The organism is Streptococcus sp. k-378 (assembly GCF_013277505.1).
In the GTDB taxonomy this organism is placed as follows: Bacteria; Bacillota; Bacilli; order Lactobacillales; family Streptococcaceae; genus Streptococcus; species Streptococcus pseudopneumoniae.
On record NZ_VMNC01000084.1, the window covers coordinates 1 to 12,446 of the forward strand.

The following is a 12,446-nucleotide window of genomic DNA, read 5'->3' on the forward strand; positions in this document are numbered from 1 at the left end:
TGAAACTAAGCAACTATAAAATATTAGCAATAAGCCTATTTAGAGATTTTAATATAGGAGGTGAAAAATATAGAGCAACAAACTTTTATATCTATACTTTTGTTGAGAACTTAGAAAGTATAGGAGATAAACCGTCACAATGGAACTCTGATTTGAATCATTCACTCAATGAAGAGGGTATGTATCTGAATAAAGAGGCTTTGATTCATTTTGAGTATAATGAATCAGAAAAAATATGGTATTATAAATAGGAAAAGGAGATAAATTATCATGGAAATTAATCAAGTAATCATTAACATTTCTGCTAGACATGTTCATTTAAAGAGGGAACATTTAGATATTTTATTTGGTGAAGGATACCAACTAAACAAGTTAAAAGATTTGTATCAGCCTGGTGAATTTGCTGCTGAAGAACAGGTTACAATTCAGTCGGCATCTGGCGAGATTAATCGTGTCAGGGTATTAGGACCAATTCGTCCTTATACACAAGTTGAGGTTTCTAAAACAGATTCTAGATTATTAAAGATAACTCCACCAGTACGTACTTCGAGTGAGATTGAAAACTCTTCACCGATTACCATTATAGGACCTAATGGAAGAGTTAATTTAGATGAAGGGTGCATTATTGCTAATAGACATATTCACTTTGCCACAGAAGAAGCTGAGGAAATGGGTCTTGAAAATGGAGATATAGTTTCTGTTGAAGTAAAAAGCGAAAAAAGTGCTACTTTGCATGATGTTCATTGCAGAGTGAGTGATAAATATAGATTGGAAATGCATATTGATACTGATGATGCGAATGCACTTCTTTTATCAGGAGGTGAGATTGGCACGATTATAAAAGAGTAGAATGGAGATTATCGAAAGTTGATTAAGGCATTAATAATTAGAAATTTTCAAATGTATACTAGATTTTTTCCAGTAGCTCTATTCCTGAATCGATTGTTAGATGCCATTTTTCAGCTTTTAGGGTATTGGTTAATTGCTCATTATCTTTTTAATAACAAATTAGTAGTTAGTCAAGTAGAAGTGATTGATTATTTTACTTTCGCTGCTGCTGGGATGCTTTACTACAATGTTGCTGTTGCTATTTTGATGAATGTAGGGCGTTCATTGATGGTTGAGGTCCGAGAGGGAACCTTGGAAAGCTTATTTATAACTCCATATAGTATTTTCAGCTATTATATAGGCGTGTTCATTGAACAGCTTGGAAGAACTTTTATGGAGTTTTGTTCACTTTTTATTATTTCTATTTTGCTCGGTGCAAAGTTCATGGCAACTCCAATATCCTATTGGCTGTTGAGTTATATTGTTATTGTTTTAATATCATTTTCTATGAGTGTTTTTGTTGCTAACATAATGCTCTGGTTAAGAGATACATTTATAAGTCAGAATACGTTATTTATTTTGATATTTTTAGTATCTGGTGTTACATTTCCTAGGACAGTGCTTCTTGATTTTCTAAAATGTGTTGGTGATTTATTACCAATTACTTATGGCTTAGAGATAGTTAGACTAATATCTTCTGGAGATTTGGAATCGCTTCAACTATGTCTATTGATTTTTAAAGTTTTACTTCTCTCATTAGTTTTTATTGTGATTGGCTTGCTCAGTTATAAAAAGATGGAGAAGAAAGTGATCGAATATTTAACAATTTAGGAGAATTCCGATGTTAGAAGTAAAAAATGTATCTAAAAGTTATCTTACAAAAACGAAGATTAATTTACTAAAAAGAAAAAGCAAGCTATTAATAATGTTTCATTAAAAATTCCAAGAGGAAAAATAATTGGAGTTTTAGGAGAAAATGGGGCAGGCAAAACAACCTTAATAAAAATGATGACAACGCTTCTAAAACAAGATTCAGGAGAAATTACAATTAATGGAATTGATATTAATGATAATTTAAAGGATACTCGAAGTAAAATCAATGTTATAAGTGATGGAGAGAGAAATCTTTTTATATGGTCTAAAATTGATACTTCAATTTCATATGACCACTTATTGAGAAAATTAACATCTGAATATGATGTATCAGAGAAAAAAGCAGATAAAGACTTGAAAAGAATTATTAACCAATTTAGTGAACTTGAGTTTGTTTCAGTTAAGGGAGGTTAATGTTGCTTTTTCTGAAATATATTTAATGCTTATATCGAAAATACTTAGAAAAGTCTTGAAGTTTTGTGGCTCTTTATCAACTTGTAGTGGGGTGATGAAAAGAGTGGTTAATACTAGACATACTTCAAAAAGCATTGTACGATAGTAACATGAAATTAGCTAAACAAGAAATCACCTTTCTCTTTAAAGACCTTACTAAGCCTCTAACACAAAGTCTTCCAATCGTTCTGCTTTGTTTGATGGGAAAATCCTATCAAGAGATGATAGAGCGTCTAGACTGTAGTTTGGTGAAATTTAAAGAAGGATGAGGAGTTAGGTTCGGACTCTCTCCTTCAAGAAAGACGTGGTGGTTGTAACCACGTTTATATGACAGTCAAGGAATAGATAGTTTTCCGGTCATTTGAAAACTTCAGAGGAAGAGGAAGTTGTTACAGTAGATTTCCTGCAAAATCTAGATTGAATTGTAATAAAAATGAATTCATTGCTTATAACGTACCGGACTAGGATATACAGGCCGTTGTAGGACAAGTGTTCTAGAGATTGTTTCTCAGGAGGTTTAGTGATACTCCATTTCTTCAGTCCTATCAAAAGGAGATTAGTCGTTCCTACACAGGTGATGCTTTCTGTCAACTGTTGAAGCGACATAGCTGGCGCACTGTTGCCCTAGGTCCTAAGAAAGCAGGCGCTCAAACCATTGCCGCGTCTAAACATCCCATCTCTATTCAAGAAGGTAAGAAAACGCTTTAAAGATAGTAGATGCTTTCGTAAGCTTGGGTTCATGCATCAAAGATGAGGCTGGTTTCGGATAGGCAGTAAACTAGGATCTTGTTAGCCACCTAAAGGAATAGGTCCTCCTGTCCATAGTCATTCCGTGCATGAATTCTCTTACTGTTAGAGAGCTGTTGATGCTTATAGAGGAGCATCCTTTTTCCTGCTTGCCGGAGGATGCCATACTGAATGGAGGAAAGCTTGTTTACAAGAACTGTCACAGGCCTATCCAACTGATTTTATTTTACTAGTCATGGATCATGCCCTAGGGCATCCATCAAGTAGCTTAACTATTCCAAATCATATTGGCTTTCCCTTTATTCCCCCATACAGGCCAGAGATGAATCCTATTGAACAGATGCAGAAAGAGCTTGGTGAAGGTGGCTTCCAGAATAAAGCATTTCAAACCTTGGAAGCTGGCATTGATACATTTCAAGAGATCATACAAGGATTAGAGAGGAGTGTTGTAAAGTCCATCGTTAAAAGAGAATGAACCAGAATGCTTTTTGAAAATAGATATGAGTATTAGTTGAACTACCCTATGCCGAACGGCACCTACGGTGGTGTGAGAGGGACTAGTCTTAGCCCCTACTCGATTCAATCTGTACCCACACAATTCTTCTTTTTTTATCTTGTGATTCACTCTGTTCTATTTTAAAATGAAATGGTAGCTACCAATATAAATGATGAGGATAAAACAAATGACTGAAAATCGTTATGAATTAAATAAAAATTTGGCACAGATGCTCAAAGGTGGGGTTATCATGGACGTTCAAAATCCTGAACAGGCTCGTATTGCAGAGGCTGCTGGTGCGGCTGCTGTTATGGCTTTGGAGCGGATTCCAGCTGATATTCGTGCAGCTGGTGGTGTTTCCCGTATGAGTGATCCAAAGATGATTAAGGAAATCCAAGAAGCGGTTAGCATTCCAGTGATGGCTAAGGTTAGAATCGGGCATTTTGTTGAAGCTCAGATTTTAGAGGCTATTGAGATTGACTATATCGATGAGAGTGAAGTTTTATCTCCAGCTGACGATCGTTTCCATGTGGACAAGAAAGAATTTCAAGTACCTTTTGTCTGTGGAGCTAAGGACTTGGGGGAAGCCTTGCGTCGTATCGCTGAAGGTGCTTCCATGATTCGTACTAAAGGAGAACCGGGTACAGGAGATATTGTCCAAGCTGTTCGCCATATGCGTATGATGAATCAGGAAATTCGCCGTATTCAAAACCTACGCGAGGACGAACTTTATGTTGCTGCCAAGGAATTGCAAGTCCCTGTAGAATTGGTTCAATACGTCCATGAACATGGGAAATTGCCAGTTGTAAACTTCGCAGCTGGAGGCGTTGCAACGCCAGCAGATGCTGCACTTATGATGCAATTAGGGGCAGAGGGTGTATTTGTCGGTTCAGGTATTTTTAAGTCAGGCGATCCTGTTAAACGAGCGAGTGCCATTGTTAAGGCTGTGACTAACTTCCGTAATCCTCAAATCCTAGCTCAAATCTCTGAAGATCTAGGAGAAGCTATGGTTGGTATCAATGAAAATGAGATCCAAATTCTCATGGCTGAGCGAGGAAAATAGATGAAAATCGGAATATTGGCCTTGCAAGGTGCCTTTGCAGAGCATGCAAAAGTGCTAGATCAATTAGGTGTCGAGAGTGTTGAAATCAGAAATTTAGAGGATTTTCAGAAATCTCAGAGTGACTTGTCGGGTTTGATTTTGCCTGGTGGTGAGTCTACAACCATGGGCAAGCTCTTACGAGACCAGGACATGCTGATTCCCATTCGAGAAGCCATTCTATCTGGTTTACCAGTATTTGGAACCTGTGCAGGCTTGATTTTGCTGGCTAAGGAAATTACTTCTCAGAAAGAGAGTCATCTAGGAACTATGGATATGGTGGTCGAGCGCAATGCCTATGGGCGCCAATTAGGAAGTTTCTATACGGAAGCAGAATGTAAGGGAGTTGGTCAGATTCCAATGACCTTTATCCGTGGTCCAATTATCAGCAGTGTTGGAGAAGATGTAGAAATTCTAGCAACAGTGAATAATCAAATCGTTGCAGCCCAAGAAAAAAATATGTTGGTAACTTCTTTTCATCCTGAATTGACTGATGATGTAAGCTTGCACCAGTACTTTATAAATATATGTGAAGAAAAAAGATAGTAAAAAAGCGCAAAAAATCACTTCCTGTGCTATACTATAATTGAAATTTTTTTAGTTTTTGCGTTAGAACTGTTTCCTCAGTCCTAGCGCCTTTTCTTTTTGATAAGTATGCTTGGTGGAGAGTAGTTTGTAAATGATTCTGAAGATCTTATGAGCACAAGCAATGACGGCTTTCATATTGCTTCCTCTTTAGGAAATTCGATTATAAAACTCTAAGCAGGCTCTGCCTGCTTAGAGTTTTACATGTAATAAACAATGGCGATGTATTGAAGTGCGGACGCAGCTAGGATAAAGAGATGCCAAATCATGTGGAAATAAGGTTTTTTCTTGGCGTAAAATCCAGCTCCAACTGTATAAGAGAGTCCGCCAGTTACCATGAGACTCCAGAAAATGGGTGTTGTTTGACTGATAATGGCAGGAATGATAGTCAGAACCAACCAGCCCATAATTAGGTAAAGAGCAAGGCTAAATTTCTCATTGACTTTTTTAGCAAAGATTTTATAGAGAATACCAAAGATGGTCGTTCCCCATTGGATGGCAATAATTAGATAGCCAAACCAGTTATTCATTAAGGTCAAGACGACGGGCGTATAAGAGCCTGCGATAGCCACATAAATCATAGAATGGTCGATGATTCGCAAGACATATTTATGGGTCGAGCCATAGGCCATAGAGTGATAAATGGTGGATGAGAGGAACATGAGAAAGAGACTGATGACGAAAATGGAAACGCCGATAGAGGATAAAAATCCGTGTGTCTCATAACTATAGGTGGACGAAATAGGGAGTAAAATGAGCATGATGACTGCACCCACAGCATGGGTCACACTATTAGCAATCTCCTCTCCAAAACTGAGTTGTTTGCTGAGCTTTAGGCTTGTATTCATTAGATTTCCTCCTCTTGAGTATGATGGATTAAGGCTAGAGTTTGATGATAGAGTTTAACGGTTTGGCAGCTGGTTTGGATAATGGGGTTAGCTGGATCCATTCCTTGGTTCATGTAGTCCACAAAAGCATCGTAGAGTTGGTCTGAACTTGCTTGAGTTTGGAGAGTATTAAGTGTCTGGGCTATTTCTTGAATAGAAAAGACAGACTTGAGGGTTGTAATAGCAATCAGACGGGCAATCTGTTGGCGTTGGTATTTTTTCTTGTCAGGCTTTGTCAGGTAACCATGTTTGACATAATTGTTGACCATAGATGCTGTCAGGCCCTTGTCTTTATCAGGAGAGATAGGGGCGCAGACCTGATTGACATAGAGTAAAACCTGGTCCAGATAGAGGTCAATATTGGGGATTTCTGCCCATTTTGGGTAGGAAAAGGTAGTTTTCATTTTCAACTCCTCTTTATCTAGTTTTAATAACTAGATTATAAAATAATAAAAACAGAAAGTCAAGTTTTAACTGCTTGTGAAAAGGATTAAATTATGCTATGATGGGAGAAACTAGTCAGAAATGAGGAGAAAAGATGGAGATTCGTTTAGCTTTTCCAAATGAAGTAGATGCCATCATGCAGGTGATGGAGGAAGCCAAGAAATGTTTAGCAGATGCTGGTAGTGACCAGTGGCAAAATGGTTATCCAAATGCGGACATTATTATCGATGATATTATCTCAGGTCAAGCTTACGTAGCCTTGGAAGAGAGAGAACTATTAGCCTATGCTGCTGTGACTAAGAGTCCAGAGGAGGCCTATGAAGCTATTTATGAGGGAAAATGGCAAGCTGGAGAGTCAGAATATCTAGTCTTTCACCGTATTGCTGTGGCAGCAGTTGTGCAGGGACAAGGAGTTGCTCAAACCTTCTTAGAGGGCTTGATTGAAGGTTTTGATTATCTTGATTTTCGCTCAGATACCCATGCTGAAAACAAAGCTATGCAACATATTTTTGAAAAACTCGGTTTTAAACAGGTTGGTAAGGTTCCAGTTGATGGCGAACGCTTGGCCTATCAAAAATTGAAGAAATAATGCAAAAGAAGTACGCAAAAATGCTCTATTCTTCGCCGATTGGCTCCCTTTCTCTCGTAGCTGATGACCATTATTTGTATGGAATTTGGGTTCAGGAGCAGAAGCATTTTGAGAGGGGACTAGGAGATGAAACGATAGAAGAAGTTGTTAGTCACCCCATTTTAGACCCAGTTATTGCTTGTTTAGATGCTTACTTTAAAGGCAAGCCTCAGGATTTATCCGACTTGCCCTTGGCTCCAATTGGAACGGATTTTGAAAAGCGAGTTTGGGACTATTTACAGGGCATTCCTTATGGTCAGACAGTGACATATGGGCAAATAGCCCAAGACCTGCAAGTGCCTTCTGCTCAAGCAATTGGTGGAGCGGTAGGACGCAATCCTTGGTCTATTCTAGTACCTTGTCACCGTGTGCTGGGAGCAGGCAAGCGTCTGACTGGTTATGCCGCAGGAGTGGAAAAGAAAGCCTGGCTCTTGGAGTATGAAGGCGCAGATTTTAAAGATATGAATAATAGAAAGTGAAAGACATGTTAGAATTTATCGAATACCCAAAATGTTCAACTTGTAAAAAAGCAAAACAAGAATTAAACCAACTCGGTGTGGACTACAAAGCCGTCCATATCGCCGAAGAAACACCTAGCCAAGAAGTTATTTTAAACTGGCTGGAAACCTCAGGGTTTGAATTGAAGCAATTTTTTAACACCAGTGGAATCAAATACCGTGAACTAGGGCTGAAAGATAAGGTAGGAAGTCTGTCGAACCAAGAAGCAGCTGAGTTACTAGCAAGCGACGGTATGTTGTTAAAACGGCCCATTTTAGTAGAAAATGGAACTGTTAAGCAAATCGGTTATCGAAAAGCTTATGAAGAATTGGGACTGAAATAGTTTTTACTTATCTCTTTGATAGATAAAATATATAGCCTCCCTGTTTCAAAGTATGATAAACTAGTAGGTAGACAAAGTCTGTATCTGACCGTAGCAAATAATTTCATTGACGGCAGAAGTATGGTAGAATGAATCATTATCAGGAGAGGATGTTTTTATGAATGTTACAACGATTTTAGCATCAGATTGGTACCAAAACTTGATGCAATTGATTCCGGATGGCAAGCTTTTTAGTCTGCGTTCGGTCTTTGATGGAATCCCGAGAATTGTCCAACAACTGCCAACAACGATTATGTTGACAATTGGTGGTGCCTTTTTTGGCTTGGTTTTGGCACTTCTTTTTGCCATTGTGAAGATCAATCGTGTCAAGATTTTATATCCCTTGCAGGCCTTCTTTGTTAGTTTCTTAAAAGGGACACCGATTTTGGTGCAACTCATGTTGACCTACTACGGAATTCCTTTGGCTTTGAAAGCCCTCAATCAGCAATGGGGTACTGGTCTCAATATCAATGCCATTCCAGCTGCTGCTTTTGCGATTGTTGCTTTTGCTTTTAATGAGGCAGCTTATGCGAGTGAAACCATTCGTGCAGCTATTCTCTCAGTTAATCCTGGTGAAATTGAGGCGGCACGCAGTCTGGGGATGACCCGAGCACAAGTTTATCGTCGCGTGATTATTCCAAATGCAGCCGTTGTGGCGACTCCAACCTTGATTAACTCCCTCATCGGCTTGACCAAGGGAACTTCCCTAGCCTTCAGTGCGGGTGTTGTGGAAGTCTTTGCCCAAGCTCAGATTCTGGGTGGAGCTGATTATCGTTACTTTGAGCGATTCATCTCTGTAGCCCTTGTTTATTGGGTAGTCAATATCGGAATTGAAAGCCTCGGTCGTTTCATCGAGAGAAAAATGGCTATTTCTGCACCAGATACAGTGCAAACAGATGTGAAAGGAGACCTTCGTTAATGATTAAGATTTCGAATTTAAGCAAATCCTTTTCAGGACAGACTGTCTTGGATCATCTGGACTTGGATATTCAAAAAGGGGAAGTTGTAGCCTTGATTGGTTCTTCAGGAGCTGGAAAATCAACCTTCCTTCGCAGTCTCAATTATCTTGAAACACCTGACAGTGGCTCTATTCAGATTGATGATTTTTCAGTTGATTTTTCTAAAATCACTCAAGAAGAAATCCTTGCCCTACGCCGTAAGCTGTCTATGGTTTTCCAACAGTTTAATTTGTTTGAACGCCGCACAGCACTTGATAATGTGAAAGAAGGCTTGGTTGTTGTCAAGAAATTATCTGACCAAGAAGCAACCAAGATTGCCAAGGAAGAGTTGGCTAAGGTTGGACTTTCTGACCGTGAAAACCATTATCCTCGTCATTTATCAGGTGGACAGAAGCAACGGGTTGCCTTGGCGCGTGCTCTCGCTATGAAACCAGATGTCTTGCTCTTGGACGAACCAACTTCAGCCCTTGACCCAGAATTGGTCGGAGAAGTAGAAAAGTCTATTGCAGATGCTGCTAAGTCAGGTCAAACCATGATTTTGGTCAGTCATGACATGTCCTTTGTAGCCCAAGTGGCTGATAAGATTCTTTTCCTAGATAAGGGGAAAATCATTGAGTCTGGAACACCGGATGAGATTATCTACCATCCTAAAGAAGAGCGCACAAAAGAATTCTTTGCTAGTTACAAACGGACTTATATTTGATATAATAGATAAAGGAAAACTCAGTTAGCTGGACTAGCTGAGTTTACTCTTTAAAAAAGAAAGAAATGAGAGAAATCATGCTACTGCAACTATTTTCTTTATATTTCGAGAGTTTAATCTTGGCCACCATCCTTGTCCTGATTTTTTTAGGAATTTGGATTGGACTGAGAGCCATGTCGGGAGTTGATAAGACAGTTAAGGCTCGCCAAGCCCATCTCTATGATATGATTATGATTGGGGTCTTGGTTGTTCCAGTATTATCCTTTGCGGTTATGAGTTTAATTCTTGTTTTCAAGGCATAATCCTTGCTTGATTGACAAGAAAGAGTTAGAATAAAGATAGTTACAACAAGAAAGAAGGAATCTATATGTACGATACTATTATTATCGGTGCTGGACCTGCAGGTATGACTGCAGCCTTGTATGCTGCTCGAAGCAATTTGAAAGTAGCCTTGATTGAAGGTGGTCTGCCAGGTGGTCAGATGAATAATACCTCTGATATCGAAAATTATCCTGGATACGCTAATATTAGTGGGCCAGAATTGGCAGAAAAAATGTTTGAACCGCTTGAAAATCTTGGTGTTGAGCACATTTATGCTTATGTTGAAAATGTCCAAGACCATGGTGATTTTAAGAAAGTGATGACTGATGACCAAACATATGAAACACGTACAGTTATCGTAGCAACTGGTTCTAAACACCGTCCTTTGGGAGTACCTGGAGAAGAAGAACTGAACAGTCGTGGTGTTTCTTACTGTGCCGTGTGTGATGGTGCCTTCTTCCGTGACCAAGATTTGTTGGTAGTTGGTGGTGGAGATTCAGCTGTTGAAGAAGCCCTCTTCTTGACTCGCTTTGCCAAGACTGTTACCATTGTTCACCGTCGTGACCAACTTCGTGCTCAAAAGGTTTTACAAGATCGAGCCTTTGCGAATGAGAAAATCAGCTTTATCTGGGATTCTGTAGTCAAGGAAATCAAGGGTGAAAACCGAGTAGAATCTGTCGTATTTGAAAATGTGAAAACAGGTCAAGTGACAGAGCAAGCCTTCGGCGGTGTCTTTATCTATGTTGGTTTGGACCCTGTTAGCGATTTTGTTAAAGAATTGAATATTCAAGATCAGGCAGGTTGGATTGTGACAGATAACCACATGAAAACTGCAGTTGATGGTATTTTTGCGGTTGGAGATGTTCGCTTGAAAGACCTTCGCCAAGTTACAACAGCAGTTGGAGATGGAGCTATCGCTGGTCAAGAAGCCTATAAATTTATCACAGAACATAGTTAATCATAAAAAAGTTTCCAATCAGATGACTGGAAACTTTTTTATAGTCTATTTCGGAAAACTTCGTACATGAGAATGGCCGCAGCAACACTAGCATTAAGGCTTTGAACATGTCCATTCATGGGAATGGTAATCATTTCATCGACCTGTTTTTTGATGTTGCTAGAGATGCCTTTTCCTTCATTTCCGATGATGAGGGCAATTTTCCCTTTTGTATTCCACTTGTGGCAAGGAGTACCATTCATATCCGTTCCAAAGGTCCAGAAGCCTTCATCCTTGACTTTGTCCAGAGTTTGACTGAGATTGGTCACTCGAGCGATTGGAACGTGCTCAATAGCACCTGTGGCTGTTTTGGCAACGACAGGAGTTACTCCGACAGCACGGTGCTTGGGAATGATGACACCTGAAACATTGGTTGCATCGGCTGTTCGCAAGATAGAACCCAGATTATGGGGATCGGTTAGACCATCTAGAATCAATAGAAGTGGATTTTCTTCTTGGCGTGTTTTTGCAAGGATGTAATCTAGCTCGCTATAGGCAAATTCAGACACTCGTAGAACAAAACCTTGATGAACAGCACCTTCAGTCATCTCAGAGAGAGATTTTTTTGATGTCCAAGAAATGGACACCTTCTTTTCTGTAGCTAGTTCCTTGACTTTCTCAACATTCTTACCTCGGAGATCTTCTTGGAGGTAGAGTTTGTTTCCTGTATTTGCAAGGAGGGCTTCGGTAACGGCGTGGACACCATAGACAATATCATTTGTTTTCATGCCTCTATTATAACACAAAACCCCGTCTTGCAACGGGATTTTCTTTATTCAAGAATCAGTAAACCATCTTTAACTGCAAATGGGTCTTTTTCATTGATGCGATCGTAAAACATGATACCGTTAATGTGGTCAATTTCATGCTGAACAACAATGGAGTTGTAGCCTTTGAGTTTGATACGGTGTTTTTCTCCATCTTTGTCAAAGTAGTCAACAGTAACGCGGGCATGGCGAACAACATAGCCAGGCACGTTACGGTCAACAGACAGGCAACCTTCTCCTTCGCCAAGAGCAGCGTCTTGAACAGAGTGAGAGACGATTTTTGGATTGTACATAATGGCTTGTAAATCATAGGCTTCCTCTGGAGTTTCGCCTTCTTCAACAATATTTGGCACCAAAACAGCGATAATGCGTTTTGAGATATCCAATTGAGGAGCAGCAAGTCCAACCCCACCGCGTAGCCCCATCTTTTCAGCCATGACAGGATCTTGGGAATGTTTGAGGAATTGCATCATCTTTTCGCCAAGGATGATTTCTTGGTCACATAGGGGGAAAGTAACTTCCTCAGCAACCGCGCGTAGAGTTGGATTCCCCTCGCGGATAATATCGTTCATATCAATTAAGTGAGCAGCTTTTGTAATACGTTCTATAGCAGACATTTTCTCTCCTTTCATTACCTCTACATGATAACACAAAATGACAAGGATTGAAAGTATTATAGCCTTTAGGATTTATAGAAAATAGATAGGAAGTTCAATTCATACTCAATGAAAATCAAAGAGCAAACTAAGAAGCTAGCCGTAGGTTGCTCAAAGCACTGC

Annotated in this window: 17 protein-coding genes and 2 pseudogenes; 15 read left to right on the forward strand and 4 right to left on the reverse strand. The window is 39.5% G+C overall.

What is annotated here, in order from left to right:
- The 8 genes and pseudogenes from HT719_RS08475 to pdxT all read left to right on the forward strand — a co-directional run.
- A partial coding sequence (locus tag HT719_RS08475) for a hypothetical protein (protein WP_172928888.1) occupies positions 1 to 251 on the forward strand: 251 nt, incomplete at its 5' end.
- Between the two features lie 19 nt (positions 252 to 270).
- On the forward strand, positions 271 to 849 hold the full coding sequence (gene pduL / locus HT719_RS08480; protein ID WP_172928889.1) for a phosphate propanoyltransferase: 579 nt from the start codon (positions 271 to 273) through the stop codon (positions 847 to 849).
- 18 nt (positions 850 to 867) lie between these two features.
- On the forward strand, positions 868 to 1,659 hold the full coding sequence (locus HT719_RS08485; protein ID WP_119947800.1) for an ABC transporter permease: 792 nt from the start codon (positions 868 to 870) through the stop codon (positions 1,657 to 1,659).
- 126 nt (positions 1,660 to 1,785) lie between these two features.
- Complete coding sequence (locus HT719_RS08490) at positions 1,786 to 2,115, forward strand: PqqD family peptide modification chaperone (RefSeq protein WP_230554368.1); 330 nt, start codon at positions 1,786 to 1,788, stop codon at positions 2,113 to 2,115.
- A gap of 209 nt (positions 2,116 to 2,324) precedes the next feature.
- A pseudogene (locus HT719_RS11675) lies at positions 2,325 to 2,496 on the forward strand (IS630 family transposase); the annotation flags it as partial.
- Between the two features lie 195 nt (positions 2,497 to 2,691).
- Positions 2,692 to 3,376: pseudogene (locus tag HT719_RS11680) on the forward strand (transposase); the annotation flags it as partial.
- A 208-nt stretch (positions 3,377 to 3,584) separates the two neighbouring features.
- Positions 3,585 to 4,460 carry a pyridoxal 5'-phosphate synthase lyase subunit PdxS gene (gene pdxS / locus HT719_RS08500; protein WP_000138526.1) on the forward strand — a complete coding sequence of 292 codons (876 nt, stop codon included), beginning with the start codon at positions 3,585 to 3,587 and terminating at the stop codon, positions 4,458 to 4,460.
- Complete coding sequence (gene pdxT / locus HT719_RS08505; protein WP_023937432.1) at positions 4,461 to 5,042, forward strand: pyridoxal 5'-phosphate synthase glutaminase subunit PdxT; 582 nt, start codon at positions 4,461 to 4,463, stop codon at positions 5,040 to 5,042.
- A 239-nt stretch (positions 5,043 to 5,281) separates the two neighbouring features.
- On the opposite strand, the gene HT719_RS08510 is transcribed toward pdxT, so the two are convergent.
- Entirely contained in the window at positions 5,282 to 5,929 is a 648-nt protein-coding gene (locus HT719_RS08510; protein ID WP_055356951.1) for a hemolysin III family protein, read from the reverse strand.
- Positions 5,929 to 6,372, reverse strand: a complete 444-nt coding sequence (locus tag HT719_RS08515) for a DUF1836 domain-containing protein (RefSeq protein ID WP_054393145.1) — start codon at positions 6,370 to 6,372, stop codon at positions 5,929 to 5,931. Before HT719_RS08515 ends, HT719_RS08510 begins: the two co-directional genes overlap by 1 nt.
- A 134-nt stretch (positions 6,373 to 6,506) precedes the next feature.
- Here HT719_RS08515 and HT719_RS08520 point away from each other — a divergent pair, with 134 nt between their 5' ends.
- The 7 genes from HT719_RS08520 to trxB all read left to right on the forward strand — a co-directional run bounded on the left by HT719_RS08520 (position 6,507) and on the right by trxB (position 10,861).
- Positions 6,507 to 7,001 carry a GNAT family protein gene (locus HT719_RS08520; protein ID WP_172928890.1) on the forward strand — a complete coding sequence of 165 codons (495 nt, stop codon included), beginning with the start codon at positions 6,507 to 6,509 and terminating at the stop codon, positions 6,999 to 7,001.
- Positions 7,001 to 7,519, forward strand: a complete 519-nt coding sequence (locus HT719_RS08525; protein WP_172928891.1) for a methylated-DNA--[protein]-cysteine S-methyltransferase — start codon at positions 7,001 to 7,003, stop codon at positions 7,517 to 7,519. The genes HT719_RS08520 and HT719_RS08525 overlap by 1 nt, the downstream gene beginning before the upstream one ends.
- A 5-nt stretch (positions 7,520 to 7,524) precedes the next feature.
- A complete protein-coding gene (locus HT719_RS08530) occupies positions 7,525 to 7,881 on the forward strand; it encodes an arsenate reductase family protein (RefSeq protein WP_055356948.1) in 357 nt (118 codons plus the stop codon).
- A 157-nt stretch (positions 7,882 to 8,038) separates the two neighbouring features.
- Entirely contained in the window at positions 8,039 to 8,839 is an 801-nt protein-coding gene (locus tag HT719_RS08535; protein WP_001103446.1) for an amino acid ABC transporter permease, read from the forward strand.
- Complete coding sequence (locus tag HT719_RS08540; protein ID WP_119947796.1) at positions 8,839 to 9,582, forward strand: amino acid ABC transporter ATP-binding protein; 744 nt, start codon at positions 8,839 to 8,841, stop codon at positions 9,580 to 9,582. Before HT719_RS08535 ends, HT719_RS08540 begins: the two co-directional genes overlap by 1 nt.
- Positions 9,583 to 9,659: 77 nt before the next feature.
- Positions 9,660 to 9,884: a DUF4059 family protein gene (locus HT719_RS08545; RefSeq protein WP_172928893.1), complete on the forward strand. Its 225-nt coding sequence runs from the start codon at positions 9,660 to 9,662 to the stop codon at positions 9,882 to 9,884.
- A gap of 65 nt (positions 9,885 to 9,949) precedes the next feature.
- Entirely contained in the window at positions 9,950 to 10,861 is a 912-nt protein-coding gene (gene trxB, locus HT719_RS08550) for a thioredoxin-disulfide reductase (RefSeq protein WP_119947794.1), read from the forward strand.
- Between the two features lie 38 nt (positions 10,862 to 10,899).
- Here trxB and rlmB read toward each other — a convergent pair whose 3' ends face one another.
- Both rlmB and def read right to left on the reverse strand, forming a co-directional pair.
- The gene (gene rlmB / locus HT719_RS08555; RefSeq protein ID WP_172928895.1) at positions 10,900 to 11,628 is read right to left on the reverse strand and encodes a 23S rRNA (guanosine(2251)-2'-O)-methyltransferase RlmB; all 729 of its coding nucleotides are present in this window, start codon (positions 11,626 to 11,628) and stop codon (positions 10,900 to 10,902) included.
- Positions 11,629 to 11,672: 44 nt separating this feature from the next.
- Positions 11,673 to 12,284: a peptide deformylase gene (gene def, locus HT719_RS08560; protein WP_100104806.1), complete on the reverse strand. Its 612-nt coding sequence runs from the start codon at positions 12,282 to 12,284 to the stop codon at positions 11,673 to 11,675.
- Positions 12,285 to 12,446: the final 162 nt, after the last annotated feature.

Bases quoted from the DNA above. Each gene is read 5' to 3' on its own strand.
- pduL (WP_172928889.1), top strand. From the start codon at position 271: ATGGAAATTAATCAAGTAATCATTAACATTTCTGCTAGACATGTTCAT.
- pdxS (WP_000138526.1), top strand. From the start codon at position 3,585: ATGACTGAAAATCGTTATGAATTAAATAAAAATTTGGCACAGATGCTC.
- pdxT (WP_023937432.1), top strand. From the start codon at position 4,461: ATGAAAATCGGAATATTGGCCTTGCAAGGTGCCTTTGCAGAGCATGCA.
- HT719_RS08510 (WP_055356951.1), bottom strand. From the start codon at position 5,929: ATGAATACAAGCCTAAAGCTCAGCAAACAACTCAGTTTTGGAGAGGAG.
- HT719_RS08515 (WP_054393145.1), bottom strand. From the start codon at position 6,372: ATGAAAACTACCTTTTCCTACCCAAAATGGGCAGAAATCCCCAATATT.
- HT719_RS08520 (WP_172928890.1), top strand. From the start codon at position 6,507: ATGGAGATTCGTTTAGCTTTTCCAAATGAAGTAGATGCCATCATGCAG.
- HT719_RS08525 (WP_172928891.1), top strand. From the start codon at position 7,001: ATGCAAAAGAAGTACGCAAAAATGCTCTATTCTTCGCCGATTGGCTCC.
- HT719_RS08530 (WP_055356948.1), top strand. From the start codon at position 7,525: ATGTTAGAATTTATCGAATACCCAAAATGTTCAACTTGTAAAAAAGCA.
- HT719_RS08535 (WP_001103446.1), top strand. From the start codon at position 8,039: ATGAATGTTACAACGATTTTAGCATCAGATTGGTACCAAAACTTGATG.
- HT719_RS08540 (WP_119947796.1), top strand. From the start codon at position 8,839: ATGATTAAGATTTCGAATTTAAGCAAATCCTTTTCAGGACAGACTGTC.
- HT719_RS08545 (WP_172928893.1), top strand. From the start codon at position 9,660: ATGCTACTGCAACTATTTTCTTTATATTTCGAGAGTTTAATCTTGGCC.
- trxB (WP_119947794.1), top strand. From the start codon at position 9,950: ATGTACGATACTATTATTATCGGTGCTGGACCTGCAGGTATGACTGCA.
- rlmB (WP_172928895.1), bottom strand. From the start codon at position 11,628: ATGAAAACAAATGATATTGTCTATGGTGTCCACGCCGTTACCGAAGCC.
- def (WP_100104806.1), bottom strand. From the start codon at position 12,284: ATGTCTGCTATAGAACGTATTACAAAAGCTGCTCACTTAATTGATATG.